Annotated in this window: 10 protein-coding genes; 2 read left to right on the top strand and 8 right to left on the bottom strand. The window is 48.4% G+C overall.

From position 1 onward, the window contains the following. Positions 1 to 354 precede the first annotated feature (354 nt). Both B0I18_RS23835 and B0I18_RS23830 read left to right on the top strand, forming a co-directional pair. The gene (locus B0I18_RS23835) at positions 355 to 798 is read left to right on the top strand and encodes a hypothetical protein (RefSeq protein ID WP_106525285.1); all 444 of its coding nucleotides are present in this window, start codon (positions 355 to 357) and stop codon (positions 796 to 798) included. A 52-nt stretch (positions 799 to 850) separates the two neighbouring features. Next, positions 851 to 1,117, top strand: coding sequence for a SemiSWEET transporter (locus B0I18_RS23830; RefSeq protein ID WP_106525284.1), 267 nt, complete (start codon positions 851 to 853; stop codon positions 1,115 to 1,117). A gap of 77 nt (positions 1,118 to 1,194) precedes the next feature. On the opposite strand, the gene B0I18_RS23825 is transcribed toward B0I18_RS23830, so the two are convergent. The 8 genes from B0I18_RS23825 to B0I18_RS23790 all read right to left on the bottom strand — a co-directional run bounded on the left by B0I18_RS23825 (position 1,195) and on the right by B0I18_RS23790 (position 13,687). Next, a complete protein-coding gene (locus B0I18_RS23825) occupies positions 1,195 to 1,989 on the bottom strand; it encodes a DUF72 domain-containing protein (RefSeq protein ID WP_106525283.1) in 795 nt (264 codons plus the stop codon). Positions 1,990 to 2,206: 217 nt separating this feature from the next. Beyond that, the gene (locus tag B0I18_RS23820; protein WP_106525282.1) at positions 2,207 to 2,704 is read right to left on the bottom strand and encodes a hypothetical protein; all 498 of its coding nucleotides are present in this window, start codon (positions 2,702 to 2,704) and stop codon (positions 2,207 to 2,209) included. Positions 2,705 to 2,862: 158 nt separating this feature from the next. Continuing rightward, positions 2,863 to 3,825, bottom strand: coding sequence for a zinc-binding dehydrogenase (locus tag B0I18_RS23815; protein WP_106525281.1), 963 nt, complete (start codon positions 3,823 to 3,825; stop codon positions 2,863 to 2,865). A 42-nt stretch (positions 3,826 to 3,867) separates the two neighbouring features. Continuing rightward, complete coding sequence (locus tag B0I18_RS23810) at positions 3,868 to 4,173, bottom strand: ArsR/SmtB family transcription factor (RefSeq protein ID WP_106525280.1); 306 nt, start codon at positions 4,171 to 4,173, stop codon at positions 3,868 to 3,870. Between the two features lie 87 nt (positions 4,174 to 4,260). Beyond that, positions 4,261 to 5,001 (bottom strand): LytR/AlgR family response regulator transcription factor, encoded by a 741-nt coding sequence (locus B0I18_RS23805; protein ID WP_106525279.1) that lies wholly within the window; start codon positions 4,999 to 5,001, stop codon positions 4,261 to 4,263. After that, positions 4,976 to 7,858, bottom strand: a complete 2,883-nt coding sequence (locus B0I18_RS23800; protein ID WP_181358602.1) for a sensor histidine kinase — start codon at positions 7,856 to 7,858, stop codon at positions 4,976 to 4,978. Before B0I18_RS23800 ends, B0I18_RS23805 begins: the two co-directional genes overlap by 26 nt. A 312-nt stretch (positions 7,859 to 8,170) precedes the next feature. Continuing rightward, positions 8,171 to 10,648, bottom strand: coding sequence for a T9SS type A sorting domain-containing protein (locus B0I18_RS23795; RefSeq protein ID WP_181358601.1), 2,478 nt, complete (start codon positions 10,646 to 10,648; stop codon positions 8,171 to 8,173). An 804-nt stretch (positions 10,649 to 11,452) separates the two neighbouring features. Continuing rightward, complete coding sequence (locus B0I18_RS23790) at positions 11,453 to 13,687, bottom strand: T9SS type A sorting domain-containing protein (RefSeq protein WP_106525276.1); 2,235 nt, start codon at positions 13,685 to 13,687, stop codon at positions 11,453 to 11,455. Positions 13,688 to 14,930: the final 1,243 nt, after the last annotated feature.

Raw genomic sequence — 14,930 nt, 5'->3', positions numbered from 1 at the left:
ACTTAATAGCAATTGGGACCGGCAGTACATAAGCATACCGAATCGGGCTGGCCCTGGCTGATCGGGCATGCATTGGAAGGGCATAGCAACAGGCTTGGACAAGGGTTGGCACAGGAAGGAGCAATAGAATGACATTGTACCAGGGATGCAATAGTCCGGCGTGTAGAAGAAATTCCCCGATTCCTTTGCCTTAGCGGCTTTCGTTGGTTTTGGTTAAACTTTTTGTGGCCATATGATGTTGTGCAATTACTATTTCCTTCCACATAAGTTTTAACCCGGTACCGGAAGCAAAGCGGGGAGGGTAATACTTTAAAGCGGATAAGCAATGAATAGTCAACAATAAAACCAGGCACTATGATGTTACTCAATAAAAACATGCTGGGCGGCTTGATCGGCGCCGCCGTTTTGAACCTTATTCATACCGTAGCTAAAAGGATGGATCCCCTTGCCCCGGAGGTCGATAAACTTGGCGAAGAGGCGCTGAGCAAAGCAGTCAGCGCCGCGGGTCTGGAGCCGCCCACAGGCTCCCGGCTTGTTGCCGCAACCCTGGGTGCCGATATCGCTTCTAATGCGGCGCTATATAGCCTGATTGGCATCGGCGGGAAAAAGCATATGCTGGCCAGGGGCGTTCTTGTGGGCGCGGCTGTTGGACTGGGCACGCTGACGATCCCCGGTAAAGCGGGCCTTGATGATACGCCGGTAAAGAAAAGCAGGCGTACCGAAATTATGACAGTTGCCTGGTATGTCTTGGGAGGATTGGCGGCAGCGGCCGCCATAAAGGCGATGCGTAAGGGATAAGAAATGTGGTGCCCCCGGTGTCGTTGCCCGGCAATCAATCCATGGAAGCGCTATGAAAGATTTTGAATTTGTTGTAGGAATAGCAGCAGGCGTGCTGACATCCATTTCCATGCTTCCGCAATTGATTAAAGTAATCCGGGAGCAGGATGTGAGTACGATATCTCCTGTCATGATCTGCGTACTTATATGCGGGGTTGGCCTTTGGTGCTGGTACGGGGCGATGAAAGGCGAGCTTCCGATCATGCTGTCCAACGGGTTTTCGGTGATACTTAATGCGACGCTTCTGTTTTGTTACTTCAGGTTCAAGAGGAACGGGTAAGCGAAAACGTATAGCGTCCTTTACACCAAAATTTAGACTTGAAAGTGTGCATTTGTCCGTAACAAATTGCCCACCGGTTATGCATGGATTATTGCTTTCCCCAGTGTATTCATATTGGAAAGCGCATCTCCCATGGTGTTATTAAAATAAACGAACACCTCTTTCTGTTGCTGAAGCCACTCCCTTATATAGGTCGCGTATTCCGCGAGAAAGAAATCTTCATAACTTCCCCGGTAATTGCCTTCGGGGCCATGAAACCGCAGGTATACGTGCCTGGAATCGGTATGCTCCGGTTCGGCTGAGGCGCCGGTTGCCTTATCATGGATCACGATGCCTATTGCGCGTTGCTCTAAAAAGGTAATGGTCTCTTCCCGGTACCAGGAGGGATCGCGCAGTTCGACAGAAATGCTCCAGTGCTGGTCCTGATTGCGGGCGTGAAGCGCGCTGAGCAGGGAGGCGAAATGCTGCCATTGGGAAATCCGGAAACTGGCCGGAAACTGGACCAATATACAGCCTTGCTTATCCTGCTCTATAGCATTTATACTTTCCATGAAGCGTTCCACATCTCCGGATGGAAAAGCCGCGCCTTTGGTGTGGGTTACCGTGCGTATCAGTTTAAAGGTAAATTTAAATCCCGGCTGCACGGAGTCATTCCACTTCGCTACGGTGGCTTTACGGGGTATCTTATAAAAGCTACTGTTGATCTCGATACTGTTATTAAGCAATGCGTACACTGCCAACCGGCTTTTACCTGTGAATGCCACGGGATAAAAAGACATGTTCTTATAGGGCAGTAACAGGCCGCTGGTGCCCATGAAAAGCCCCTCCGGGAAAATATGCTGTAGCGCTGGATCGTTTGCTTTCTGTATCATAGCCTGGCAAAGGAATAATGGAACGAATAACGGGCAGCCCGGAATGAAGAACCCTAAGCCGATCGATGCAAACGCTATTTATTGTGCTTAACGTTCACAAATCATAATTCAGGTTGCAACACGCAGCCGTCGCAACGCCTGGCTGCCATGGATGCAGCTATGGCCCGGAGCCTTTAAACCCTTTAGTTTCGCTATAGCGTTTTTGTTGCACGGTTTTCTATCCGCAGAGCGCTTCTCCAAATTTCTTAGTCGTGTAAGCTTTATAAAAATTATTGGCACGCTGGATATGTTCTCCTGATATATTTTCATCCTTCATGGGCTTACTGCCTTCCAATACGCGAATAGCGCGGCCTTCCCTGATATAGATACGGCGTTCGGTCCTGGTGTGGTCGCCGGCTGCAGGCCCTCCTTCAATTACGTCTAAACAAAAGAAAGGTTGGCCTGCTTTATAATAATACGTCGTTGTCCAGCCACCATCGCCTATAAATCCCGATTCTGTTATTTTGACGATCGTTTTGCCTTCAAGGTAATAATCAACTTTTCCTTCCTCGACGCAGCTGGCCTTTTCGTAGTCGAAATGCTCTCTGGTCAGCTTAAGGGCGTTAACCCGGTTGTACTCCTGTCGAATGACCTTGATGCTTGCATCGTTTTGTGCAAATGTCTGGCTACCGGTAAACAGGATAAGGAGAATGAACAGGTTTTTGTAAAGCGTCATTGTTTTTTAAATATTTAATCTTACTAACAATCCGCGGGCAAAGATGTTTTGAAAAAATTTGCCCAATTCTTCAAAAACAAAATAATCGGCTCCCGTACCTGATCCTTTTTTCTTTTTCTATTTTGAAAGCCGCTCTTCAGCATTTAAACATAGCAATTTTACATAGACAGGATGATTTTTCCGAATAAAGGCCTGGCGCGCTTTGTATCCTCTATTCTTTCATGGGCCTGCCTGACCTGGTGAAACGGATAGATACTGTCGATAACGGGCTTTATGGCCCCGGATTCAATGAGCCGGCTGATGGGCTGAAGCTCATCCCTGCTTTGCCGTGTAAATACAAAATGATAGGTCGCATTTTTCTCCCAGGCGCGGATAAGGTTTTGCGGCTGCGGAATATCAACCAGGGTAACGACCCGGCCGTATTCCGCCAATGCAAGCGGCGCTTCTGAAAGCGTATTGCCACCTATGGTATCGATGATGACATCAACCCCTTTTCCTTTTGTATAAGCCAGTATTTCCTGTATATAGTCCTTATGGTGATGGTCTATAATCACGTCGGCGCCCAGTTGCTGCAACGGGGCATGTAATACGTCCTGGCCGGTTGTGTATACAAAAGCGCCTAATGATTTAGCCAATTGTATGGCGAGTGTACCAACGCCGCCTGCACCGCCGGGGATCAGTACGGAATCACCCTTTTTAAGTTGGGCACGGGTTACCAGCATCTCCCATACTGTTCCGCCGGTAAGCGGAATGGCTGCGGCTTCTTCATAAGAAAGGTTGTGGGGTATGCGGGATAGGGTGGCTTCGTCGGTAAGGTGGTATTCGGCATAACTGCCCGGACCGCCAAACCGCGGGGAATAATACACTTTATCGCCGGGCAGCCACTTTTTTACAGCCGCACCAACTGCAATAACCTCCCCCGAAACATCGTGGCCCGTTACGATTGGCAGTTCAAACTGGGAAGCATAATCCCCGCGCCGCACCTGGCAGTCCAGCGGGTTTACAGAAGATGCCCTTACCCTTACCAGTACCTGTGTGGGGGCTGTTATCCCGGGCATAACTACTTCCGCTACCTCGAGCACCTCCGGTCCGCCGTAGTTTTTGATTGTAATTGCTTTCATGATTAGCTAATTCGCTTATTATCGAAATTATTGGTTAAAAAATTAGAAAGTTTCCCGGATCATTTTGTTTAAAGTCGCCATCGCTTTTTCATTACGTTTATAATAGGTCCATTGACCTACGCGGGTCGCATCCACCAGGCCGCATTTTTGTAAGAGGCTCAGGTAATCGGATGTTGTAGATGCGGATAAGCCGGCCTTCTTTTTTATGTCGCTTACGCAAACGCCAAGCTTGGGATCATAGTCTTGCAGCTCTTCCGCAGGGAAGTGCAGGCGGGGCTCTTTCAGCCAGATCAGTATATTTACCCGGATCTCGTTGCTGAGCGCTTTAAAGACGGTGATCAATTCCATGCTGCAAATATATCGGTATTTTCCGAAATGCAGAAATTGAATTTAAATTTTGTCTGTTTACCTTTTGCCGGGGCCTGGAACTTAAGCTTAACCCAGCCAGTTGATGAAATCATATTTTTTAGCAGAGGATACGGGTATGGATGTATTATCAAGGAGTAAGACATAACCGCCGCGGCCTTTGTAATACCGTTTGATACAACGGATATTGACGATGTAGGAATGGTGCGTCCGGAAAAAATATTGTTTCGGCAGACTGTCTTCGAGTTCTCCTATTTTTTTTGTGGTGGTCACCTTCGAGCCGTTGTTTAGCTTGAATTCCGTATAGTTACCTTTAGCTTCTACATAAACAATATCGCTCAGTTCAATAAAATCCAGGCCTTCCGGATCATGAACCACGAAACGTATTTTCTGACCCGAAGTGTTTCTCAGGTTACTCAATAAGTTATCGATAAGCGCAGCTCTACCCTGTTCTGCAGACTTTTGAACGCACCTGTCCACCGCCTCTATGATCTGGGTTTCGTTGAGCGGTTTGAGGAGATAGTCTATGGCATTGTGCCGGAATGCCTGTACGGCAAAGGAACTGAAGGCTGTGGTAAATACGAGCTGGAAGTCGCGGTAGGTTACATTGCCGAGTACGTCAAACCCGGTACCCGCTTTTATTTCAACATCCAGGAAGACAATATCCGGGGTGTATTCATTAATAGCGGTCACACCCAGGGGTACGCTATCCACTATGGCTTTTATTTCAAAATTGGGAAAATAAGCGTGCAATACATGCTGCAGGTAATTTTGTGAAGACACTTCATCTTCGATAATGACTATTTTCATTTTTTGATATTTCGTGAATGATACTGATCGGGTAAGCAATTACAATCCTGGTGCCGGATGGCAGCCCGTTTTCATCGATAAGGTCGTCGGTACGGACTTCAATCTTATTGTTGAATAGCCTGTTGAGGATATGGATTCTTCTTTCGTTCACGCTGCTGCTATTTATGGGCTGGAGCATATCCCGGTCCTTCATCGCCAATGACTTCAGTCGCCCGATACCATTATCTGTAACCGTAAATATAATGCGCTCACCGGCCTGGTGTACATAGAGCTCTACCTGGCCCTCCTTGTCGAGCAGGTGCCGGACGCCATGCCGGATCGCGTTTTCAACTACAGGTTGCAATAACATAGCGGGCACAGGGATATGCTGGCTGGACATTTGGACATCTACCCGGATACTGTATTGAAAGGAAGCATTAAAGCGGATTTTTTCCACGTCCATATAGTGCCGTAAATAATTGAGCTCTTTATCCAGGGAAACGAATACCTCTGCAGCCATCTCAAACGTTTGCCGGATTAAAGCCGAGAAGGAATCCACAAGTCCGTTTGCCTGCTGGGTATTGCCGGTAACATAATGCTGTTTTATAGCAGCGATACTATTGAAAATAAAGTGCGGGCTCATTTGCCCCTGCAATGCCATTTGTTCCAGCAGCAGCAGGTTTTGCTGAGTGGCCAGTTTTATCTTGTCGTTACTCCGTATCCTTCTTAAGGTAAAGAAACCGGTAATCAGAAGCAGGGCAAAGCAGCAAAAGATCATGATCAGGATAAACCACCATTTAAGAAACAGCGGTACCGGGTTTTGAAAAGCCTGCATGAATAGCGGTATTGCTCCCCAATTGGGAGAGAAGGCTCTTATGAAGACGGTGAAGTTGCCATAGGGTATCGCCGGGAAGTAGAGCCGGTTGTCCTGAATCGCAATCCATTCGCTGTTTTCGCCTATTTTGTATTCGAATATCGGTTTGGTTCCACCCGAAAAATCGACCACATCAAAATCTATAGTCAGGGGGCTGTTGCTGAGGGTTATTTTGTCTTTACCCGGGTATAGATCTTTGCCGTCATTTTCGATATTATTGACAATTATTTTTGGACTGTCACTGGTGCGGAAAATATCGCTTTCGTCAAAATAATTAACGCCGTTAATCGTCCCTACCCATACCCGCCCTTTGTATATATCAATACAGTTTATCTGGTTGCTGTTAAGCCCCGTGGCATAGGTCAGGTGCCGTACAATTTTATAAGGTGGTGTTTGAGCTATCGCAAACAAGCCGTTATCTGTTCCCACCCAAAGTAAATTTCCGGAAGATTTAAGACAGGAGATCCGGTTACATTGCAAGCCATCCTGGATACCGATCGTTTGCACCCATTGCTGCGCTTTCAATACCATCAGGTCTGTCTTGCCGTTGGCAACCCAAAGAAGGCCGTCTTTACCCGGAGACAAGGCGGTGATATGTCCGTCGCCCTGATTCCCGGGCAGCGTTATATGCTGATAGGGCTTGTTGGGATAACAGGCCAGGACGCCGTTAAATGTGCCGGCATAAATCGTGTCGTTTATCCGGGCGAGCGTTGTTATACGTTGCCGGAATAGAAAAGTGTCCGTATACAAAAACTTATCCTTATTCAAACGAAACACGCCATCGATGGAGCCTATAATTAAATGTCCCGAAGGCTCTTCCAGTACCGATTTTACATGTCCTTGCAACCGTTTCAGCGACCTTGCTCCTAAACGCCTGCGTAAAATGGTCGAATCGGAGCAGGTTATCCAATCGCCCTTGTTATTCTGACCGACATAAAAGAAATGCGCCCGCCGGTTCTCGTGGGCCAGTGCCATTTTAGTGATTGCGTACCGGGCTGTCTTCTTTTGGTAAGTTGCTGTAATATAAAGGGCGTCATCCGTTGTGCAGCTCATTCCTGCTTCCCGCCCTTTAATGGATACGATCGAAGGTGCGGCCGGTCCCAGTTCTAAACGTTTCACATAAGTGCTTAAAAAGCGGGAAATACCTTTCCCCGTTGTGCCGAACCAAAATGATCCGTCTCTTGCTTTTAAACCCGAACCCACTTTAGATCCCATGAGGAATGTATCTTTTAGCAAACCGGTCCTGATATCCAGGATGCGGGCGCCATTATCGGAAGTGACCATCATTTCGTGGCCGGATATCCTGGTAACACTGTGCACATGCCTGATCACGGGCGTCCTGGTTATTGCTGAAAGCTTTTGGCCTGTTGTTTTTTGATTTAAATAGAAGATGCGCCCCTGTTGCGGATTGTATAAAACAGAGTCTGCCAGGTAGGTATAACCTGTTGTACCGGCAGGCATACTGCAAATCCTGATAAATGCCGTATCTGACCATCGGTATATGTTTGCGTCAACTACAATCATCAGCCGTCCTTTGTCATCCAGGCATCTGCCGGTTATGGCTGTAGCGTCGAAGGGCTTTCCATTAATCCTGTCTATTTTTTTTACGGAGCTGTCTTTGTAGTTGCATAACCATAGCTGGTCGTCGGCTATCCATATATCCCCGTTTTTATTCACAGACAGCCATTCCAGCTTTCGTCTTAATTTGAGCCTGCTCAATAAAAAGTCATTTTGCGGCGTGTAGATCTTGCCGTTTTTTATATAGGCGATATTCCGGGCAAACGGCAATAACCATAACCTGCCTTCTGTATCTTCATGGAGTGTTATTATTTCATTGTCCGGTAACCCATCCCTGGTCGTGTAGGTCTTGAATCCATATCCATTGAAGCGCATCAAACCGTTTTCCGTGCTGATCCATATATAACCATTATGATCCTGGACCAGGTTATACCCGGTAGTTGCATTGAACCCTTGTTGCCACTCATAATTAGTCGAACTATACAACTGTCCTTTTGAAGGGGTATACAGGCACAATGCAACGATGATGCAGGTTATCCTTCGTTCAAAACAAGCAAAAAAAGTTTTTAAGGTATTTCTGTAAGATCCGTTTGGAATCATAAGTTAGTTGTAAGGCGATATGCCGATGAGTTTAACAGGAACGTTCTAATATTCCGTTATTTATCTTAGTAAAAATAATGAAATACGAATATACGGCCGCTCCTGGTTACGTACTATTGTTCCTGCTTTTATTACACCGGCCCCGGCTATCATACAGAAGCCCCCTTCCGGGGGCCGCTGTATGCTGCTTTTATTGATTTATCGTTTGATCATTTTACCATAACAGGCACGGTCATCGATCATTAATTTATAACTATACACACCTGCGGGAAGTGGCTTGAGGTCAAGCGTGGCCTTGCCGGGCGGCAGTGCCGCCTGGGTCAGTACCGTCCTGCCATACATGTCGTATACAACAACAGACGCCGACTTAGACTGGACCGGGAACCTGAGCTGTACCTTGTCCGATGTAGGGTTAGGGAAAACGTGCACGGCATCATCCGTTGCTTCTGTTACTTCGGTGATGCCCGTTCCCTCCTCATCCGTTCTACCTGGTCGCGCACTTCCCCCATTGCCAAGCGTGGTTGTCGCTATCCTGAAGTAGCTGAGATTCCGGGCAACACAACCCTCAGGGGTAATCACCGTAAAATCCACGCACCATATTTTTTGATTGTAGTCAGTCAATGTGCCGGAAAGCCTGGCATAAGTATAATAATCTCTGAAATAATCAACGCCATCCTGGTTGCTTACCGTTTTATCAAAATAGAAACGTGGGTCGGCATTGGGGTCGCCCGGATCGAGGAACTGGAGCGACTTGCTGTTAAAACGAACAGTGGCATTAGTGACCGGGCTTGAGGCGGTAAAGTAACAGACATCAGGAGCCGAACTCGTTGTCCGCACACCGGTTACCGGATCGATGTCCACATAAACGCGGCGTACGCCACCATTTGTGTCTACTCTGAATCCGCCACCCGGCAGAGGAACGGTGTCCAGTTTGTACATGGCTTCGTATACCCTCAGGGTATAATTGCCATTGGTCGTAATACTATTCACACCGGCAGAGGTGGCGCCATACCAGCCAATCTTGGATGCCACATCATTTTTAAAATTGTTCAAAGTAGTACCTGCAGGCATGGGCGTATTGATCGGCAGGGTTTTCTGGATATCCTTGGAGCCCTCGAAGCCGGAGGCGGGATTGGTAATGGCCTTGTAGTTGGCCAGGGTGGAGGCCCGTTTTATGTTCACGATCTGCGTGGAAGACTGCGCGGTACAACCGTTGTAGACGGTATAGGTAATGCTCATACCCCCCGAATACCCCGCAAGATAAGAACCAATGCTGATCGTGTCGCGTGTTTTGGATCTCGGGGTCGAACCCGTTGTAAAAGTCGGTCCCGGGCTGAAGTTACTACCCGATATCGTACCTTTCTGAAAGGTTAAGGTATAAGCGGAATAATAACTGGGCTCATAGGTAAACAAACGCACGTCTTCATTGTCGCAGATCATGATGTCCGGGAAGGCAGGCGTCTGGCTTTTGCCGTTGACGGTAAAGGTCGGCACTGCAAGGCTAAAGCTCCGGTAATCTTCCCCGTCAATCTGTTTCTGTATAATATAACCCGAAGTATTCTGGTCAATAGCGCTGACCGTAGTAGCTGGCGATACCGGTACAAAATAGCTGGGCACATCGGCCAGGCTGGAGTACATCGTGCCTACATCCCCGTTATTGAGCCAGTGCGAGCCCCAGCCGGGATGGTAGGTGAAATAGAGATAGCCGTTTTTGCCCCGCTCGATATCTGTAAAGCCAAACCCGCTTTTGGCCAGGGTATTCGGCATACCGGTAAGGGCGTCCTGGAGCACATTGGGCGCATTCAGGTTGACATAACCCAGGCCTTCCATATTGAAACTTAATGCAGAAGCCGATTGGTGGTAGCTGATATAAACCCGGTCGCCGCTAACGGTATTGGGTATATACTCGATACCGGAAATACGGGTGGTATTGGGAAAGGTGCCGCCCAGGGCTATCTCTGTATTACTGATCAGATCGAATAAGGTGACATAACTCCCATGATTGATGACGATCTTTTTGCCGTTCGGCGATACTTCCATATCCCAGATACCTATGGGCAGCGTAGCACGTACCACCGGGGTACTAATCGCGCCATTGGCTGCTACATAAATAGCAATCAACTGCTTCATATCATTGCTTACATATACCATACGGCTGCCATCTGCTGCCAGCGGCGCCAACGCAATCGGGGTAATATTGCTGGTGGAATAAACGCTGGTGGCGCTGGTTTCAACAATAGCGGCCGGATTGGAAGCATCCAGCTGGCGGAAAAAAAGCTCCTGGTGCCTGGAGCCGCCAACACCTACGGTAGCCCAGCCCACGGAGTAATACCGGTTGCACAAGCCGGGTACAGCAAAGGTATAGGGAGAAGCGTTGCTGCCTATACTGGCCCCGGTATTGGGATCGTACGTGCCGCAGGCATTTACAAAAGCCATCCCATTTCCATTGGCATCGGAGACTACGCCGGCATACTGATCCCATCGGTAACCTGCTCCGGCTCCGCAATTGGCGATACCTGAACTGCCCGGCAGGGTGGATAAAAAGTTACAGCACTCCGTAAAGTGCATATGTTTGTCGGGGGCAATGATCCAGTCGTTGGCCTGCCCTTGGGCCAGTTGGGCGCCCGTCGTGCAGAGCAGCGCGGAAAGGGCGAAGATTCGTGTTGTTTTTTGCATAGCGTTTGTGTTTGGTGTGCATTTAAATTGTGGTTTCATTTGGTGTTAGTACGGCATAATCGATGATCGCCGATTTGTTGCAAGGGGCCTGGCCCCGTTCATTTTCCCCATCAGGCTCCCGGCACATAAGAACGAAAGACATCAAAGGACTACAATCCGGCCCTCCTGATCCGGAAAATTGATGGAATGGTTTTGGTAAGATGGAACAGGCTTGTTCCCGATTTCTTTACCAAATTGAAGTTTCTTTGAACGTCCCGGCAATGACATTGTATAACTGTGTATATAGGACACATAACTATGTATACATTTTTTAGGACGCTAGCAGGCAGTGTTTTAAATATGCATATTGTGCGGGAGGGCGAAAGTAAAGGAGCGGTGCTTATGCCGATGCAGTTTCACCTCCATTTATAGCAGGTCTTGTTGTTATGGATGGAATAACTGATGTTGCAAGACCAGCTTTTTAGTCGACGAAGTCAGGCTGCCGGATAAGGGTTGAGGAGTAGTGGTGTACAGCCAGGACGGTCCGGTCAGCTGGCGTATGACCACGATCGTATAGGAAAATAGGGGTACTTGTTACCCGTAGGACCAAGAAAAAGGACGGCACTAAAATGCCGTCCTTGAGCTAATATGTAAGATATGCGCTCATCCGCTTGCTACAGCACATCAAACGAAAAGCACAAACCGTTTACTTGTTGCGTAAAATAGCACGCAAGCCGCGATCATGCGTTTGCGCTTTAGGCACTATAAACGACAAGAGCTTACTCTGTGGGTAAGCTCTTGTATGGGTATGCCGGAGGCGTAGTATTACAGTTTCGATACCTTGCCGGTAAGCGTTTCCGTACCGACATGCAGTTTGTAGATATACATGCCCGGCGCCAGTCGCGCGATATCCAGTTCCTGGTTGTTTATCCCAGTTGTACCCTGGGTTTCAGGTCCATCGATCAGCAATTTGCCCTGTATGTCGTAGAGGGACAACCGGGTTGCGGTGTTTGCTGTAAGCGTGAATTTAAGCTTTAGCTGGTTTTGCGCAGGATTGGGATATACTTCCAGGCCATAACTCCTGGCTACATCTTCGATACGCGTTGGCCGGTAATAGCCGTCAAATTTGAAGTACGACCAATCGGAGGCATTACTGCAGGCATTGCTTGCCGTTAACGTGAACTTGTAACATTTGCCGATTACAATATTGGTAACAAAGTAGCCGGTTGCGCCATTGATCGTGAGCGCATTCAAGGCAAGGCCTGTAGCCGAGCCGTTGGGATTGGCCGGTACCACGGGGGCGGCATCCTGGTACAGCAGGCTGGTTACATTGCCGGTTATACAATCCACTTCTTCTATTTTACGGCTAAAGGAAGAGATATTGTTCGACGCAAACGAGGTTCCCGGTGCGCCTATATTGTAACTTCCCGAGTAGATGCCTGTAGGGCATGCCGTTGCTATGGACTTGTTGATACAGGGTACACCGGTTACGCCGTTATTGATCTGGAAGTTAATCGTGGCGGAAGACGGCGGTGCATTTAATTTCAGGTAGCTGATTTTTGGCGCCGATATTTCACCGCAAAGATTGGTAGTATTCAGGGTGACTTTGTAATAGCCGTAATGGGCGGGATCAGCAAGCCAGGTTTCCGTTAGCGGCGAGCCGATAGCGGGTAAGGATTTGAAATCGATAAAACCTGCTACGTAAGGCCGGTAACCGCTGTTATAGCTCAGGTAGCCGGCGCCGCTCACAACGTTGCCGCTGGCATCACAGCTCTGAACCTGGAGCAGGTACGGGCCCGGGGTACCCGTATTACCAAAAAGGATGTCATTGCAGGTATAAGCATTGGTGGCTGTAGCCGGCGTGGCCGCTGCATTTGCAGTAGCGCCTGCAAGCGAAAAGTCGGAACGGGGTAAAGGCCTTGCGCTGAAATCGTTATAATTCTGACCGTCAATCTGCGCCGGTAAAGCGTACATAGTACCGACCGGGAAATTGATGGCGCCCTGGCCGATCAGGATCGGGGTGGCAGTGATCGTTGGCGAGGGCATTGTGGTGCTGATATAAGACAGTTGCTGGGTACTGCTGTTAACACCATAGATATTCCCGGTTTTACCCAGCTCCAGGGTCGTATTGGCCCAGCCTGTGCTGCCTGCGATGGTTGTAAAGGCTCCCGTGGTGAAATTAGCGGCAGTATGCCATTGAACACCGGAGCTGCCAGATACGAATAAATAGGTCGAAGTGGCATCGTACTGCATGCCTTTGGGGGTATACCCGAGATTAATATTGGAAGTGCTTACGGCATCATAAGATGCATTGAGTTGAATCTGGTAGAGGTTGTTGTTGCCATATCCCGGGCAGAACGTAAGGAACTGCTGGTTGGGCGACAGTTCTATATTGGGTGGATTATAGTTGGCAGGCGGCAGGGTAAAAAGCGTACCGGCTTCCCCGATACCGGTGCTTCCGATTATGAATTTTCGCAGGGCGCCATCTTTGAAAGCAAACAGAAACCGGTCGTTGAAACTCGAAGTAGGCTTGGATATCGTAAAGGTGCCATAGCTCCCGATCCGCAGGGGGTTGCTGCCCGTTGCGGCGCCATCCTCGCTTGCCGGATGCAGGCTGGCGGGGTCTATTGCCGGAGATCCCGAACTCATGTCTATAACGCAGGCATATACATTCGATGAGCCCTGCGGACCAAACATAGAGTAAAAGACATAGTATTTATTACAGTTGCTGGGCACCGGCACGATCATCATTTTTGGATTAAGATCACTGATCGTTCCATTGGCGTACGAGAAAATCGGCAGCGAGCAGGCATAAGTGCCATCGGCTTTAAATACAGATCTGTCGCTGATATAAAACAGCAGGGCGCCGCTGTTGTTGTAGATGGACTGGGAAGCATAGTTATAACTTGAAGTGGATGGCGCGGCAACGGAGGTGGGTACCGCCGTATTCATATCATAGAAGCGGGGTGGTATAAACCATTTGTTTTGCTGGCCATGTGCAGCAATAAGTCCCAGTGCGGCAGATGCAGTGAGCAGGGTGTGGCGTAATGTGGTGTTCATTTGTTTTGTGTTAGGTTTTAAAAGATGAGTGCGTTAACCGGGTATGTTTTCTCCCGGCTTAAAGGTCAGGATGCGTGATGGCGTAACAGGGACGCCTTGCCGGATCAATCATCCCCGTTATAGGGGCAATGATCGTAGAGAGGGGAATATTCAGGTGTTTTTCTCCATAAGATTGTTTTGATTGCCTGCAAAATATTGGAGAAAAGGATAATGGTCTACTGCCGGTACACCATTGCGCAATATGAGTTCATATCTGTGTCATCTCGACAACAAACTGGTCATCCAGCACCGGCAGTTGCTGATGCTGGATGACTTATTCTGGACTGCCCGCAAAATATGGAACAAGAAGGAAAGTTAGGGCCGGGTCAAAGATGCCTTGCATTGCATCTTTTTTGTGCTATACGGGTGCTATATAAATTTGAGCCTTAAAAGATAGAACAGCCGGTAAGTTGGGGTAACAGGGTGCAAGGAACAGCGCCTGTAAAGGATTTGAGATAGATTAAAGCGCGCAGGAGAGGTCGAGGGGAAAGCGCTTTTAACCGGCACTACCGGTCAGGCGAAAAAGGAGAAAGCAGCCTATCGGGCCTGGCAAAACGATTGGTTTAACCTGTCTATATTATATTCGCCAGCCAGAACTCGTAGGGTAGTAAATTCTTTTTTTCGCCGTGTCACGGCCCTTAGATAAAAAGAGATAAATAAAAGAAGTAGGAACTTTGAAGAGGAAACAGGGTGAACTTAGATGTCCCCGCAGGGACTCCTGCAAAGAGTCCCTGCGGAAGGGTCCCAGCTGAAGGCAGAAAAGGAGAAAGCAGCCTATCGGGCCCGGCAAAACGATTGGTTTAACCTGTCTATATTCGCCCGTTGCGGCGCAGCGGGAAAATAGATCTCAGGATCATATTCGCCAGCGAGAACTGGTAGGGTAGTCAATACTTTTTTTCGCAGTGTCACGGCCCTTAGATAAAAAGAGATAAATAAAAGAAGTAGGAACTTTGAAGAGGAAACAGGGCGAACTTAGATGTCCCCGCAGGGACTCCTGCAAAGAGTCCCTGCGGAAGGGTCCCAGCGGAAGGCAGAAAAGGAGAAAGCAGCCTATCGGGCCCGGCAAAGCGATTTGTTTAACCTGTCTATATTATATTCGCCCGCTGCGGCCTTTAGATAAAAAAGAGATAAATAAAAGAAGTAGGAACTTTGAAAAGGAAACGGGGTGAACTTGGCTGCGGCACAGATATCAAGGTCTACGCGG

The sequence above is a fragment of the Taibaiella chishuiensis genome (assembly GCF_003014535.1).
GTDB lineage: Bacteria > Bacteroidota > Bacteroidia > Chitinophagales > Chitinophagaceae > Taibaiella > Taibaiella chishuiensis.
Note: the sequence above shows the minus strand (reverse complement) of the source record. Positions and strands in the feature narration are given on the sequence as shown.

Coding starts and splice junctions, on each gene's coding strand:
- B0I18_RS23825 (WP_106525283.1), bottom strand. CDS start 1,989: ATGATACAGAAAGCAAACGATCCAGCGCTACAGCATATTTTCCCGGAG.
- B0I18_RS23820 (WP_106525282.1), bottom strand. CDS start 2,704: ATGACGCTTTACAAAAACCTGTTCATTCTCCTTATCCTGTTTACCGGT.
- B0I18_RS23815 (WP_106525281.1), bottom strand. CDS start 3,825: ATGAAAGCAATTACAATCAAAAACTACGGCGGACCGGAGGTGCTCGAG.
- B0I18_RS23795 (WP_181358601.1), bottom strand. CDS start 10,648: ATGCAAAAAACAACACGAATCTTCGCCCTTTCCGCGCTGCTCTGCACG.
- B0I18_RS23830 (WP_106525284.1), top strand. CDS start 851: ATGAAAGATTTTGAATTTGTTGTAGGAATAGCAGCAGGCGTGCTGACA.
- B0I18_RS23805 (WP_106525279.1), bottom strand. CDS start 5,001: ATGAAAATAGTCATTATCGAAGATGAAGTGTCTTCACAAAATTACCTG.
- B0I18_RS23790 (WP_106525276.1), bottom strand. CDS start 13,687: ATGAACACCACATTACGCCACACCCTGCTCACTGCATCTGCCGCACTG.
- B0I18_RS23835 (WP_106525285.1), top strand. CDS start 355: ATGATGTTACTCAATAAAAACATGCTGGGCGGCTTGATCGGCGCCGCC.
- B0I18_RS23810 (WP_106525280.1), bottom strand. CDS start 4,173: ATGGAATTGATCACCGTCTTTAAAGCGCTCAGCAACGAGATCCGGGTA.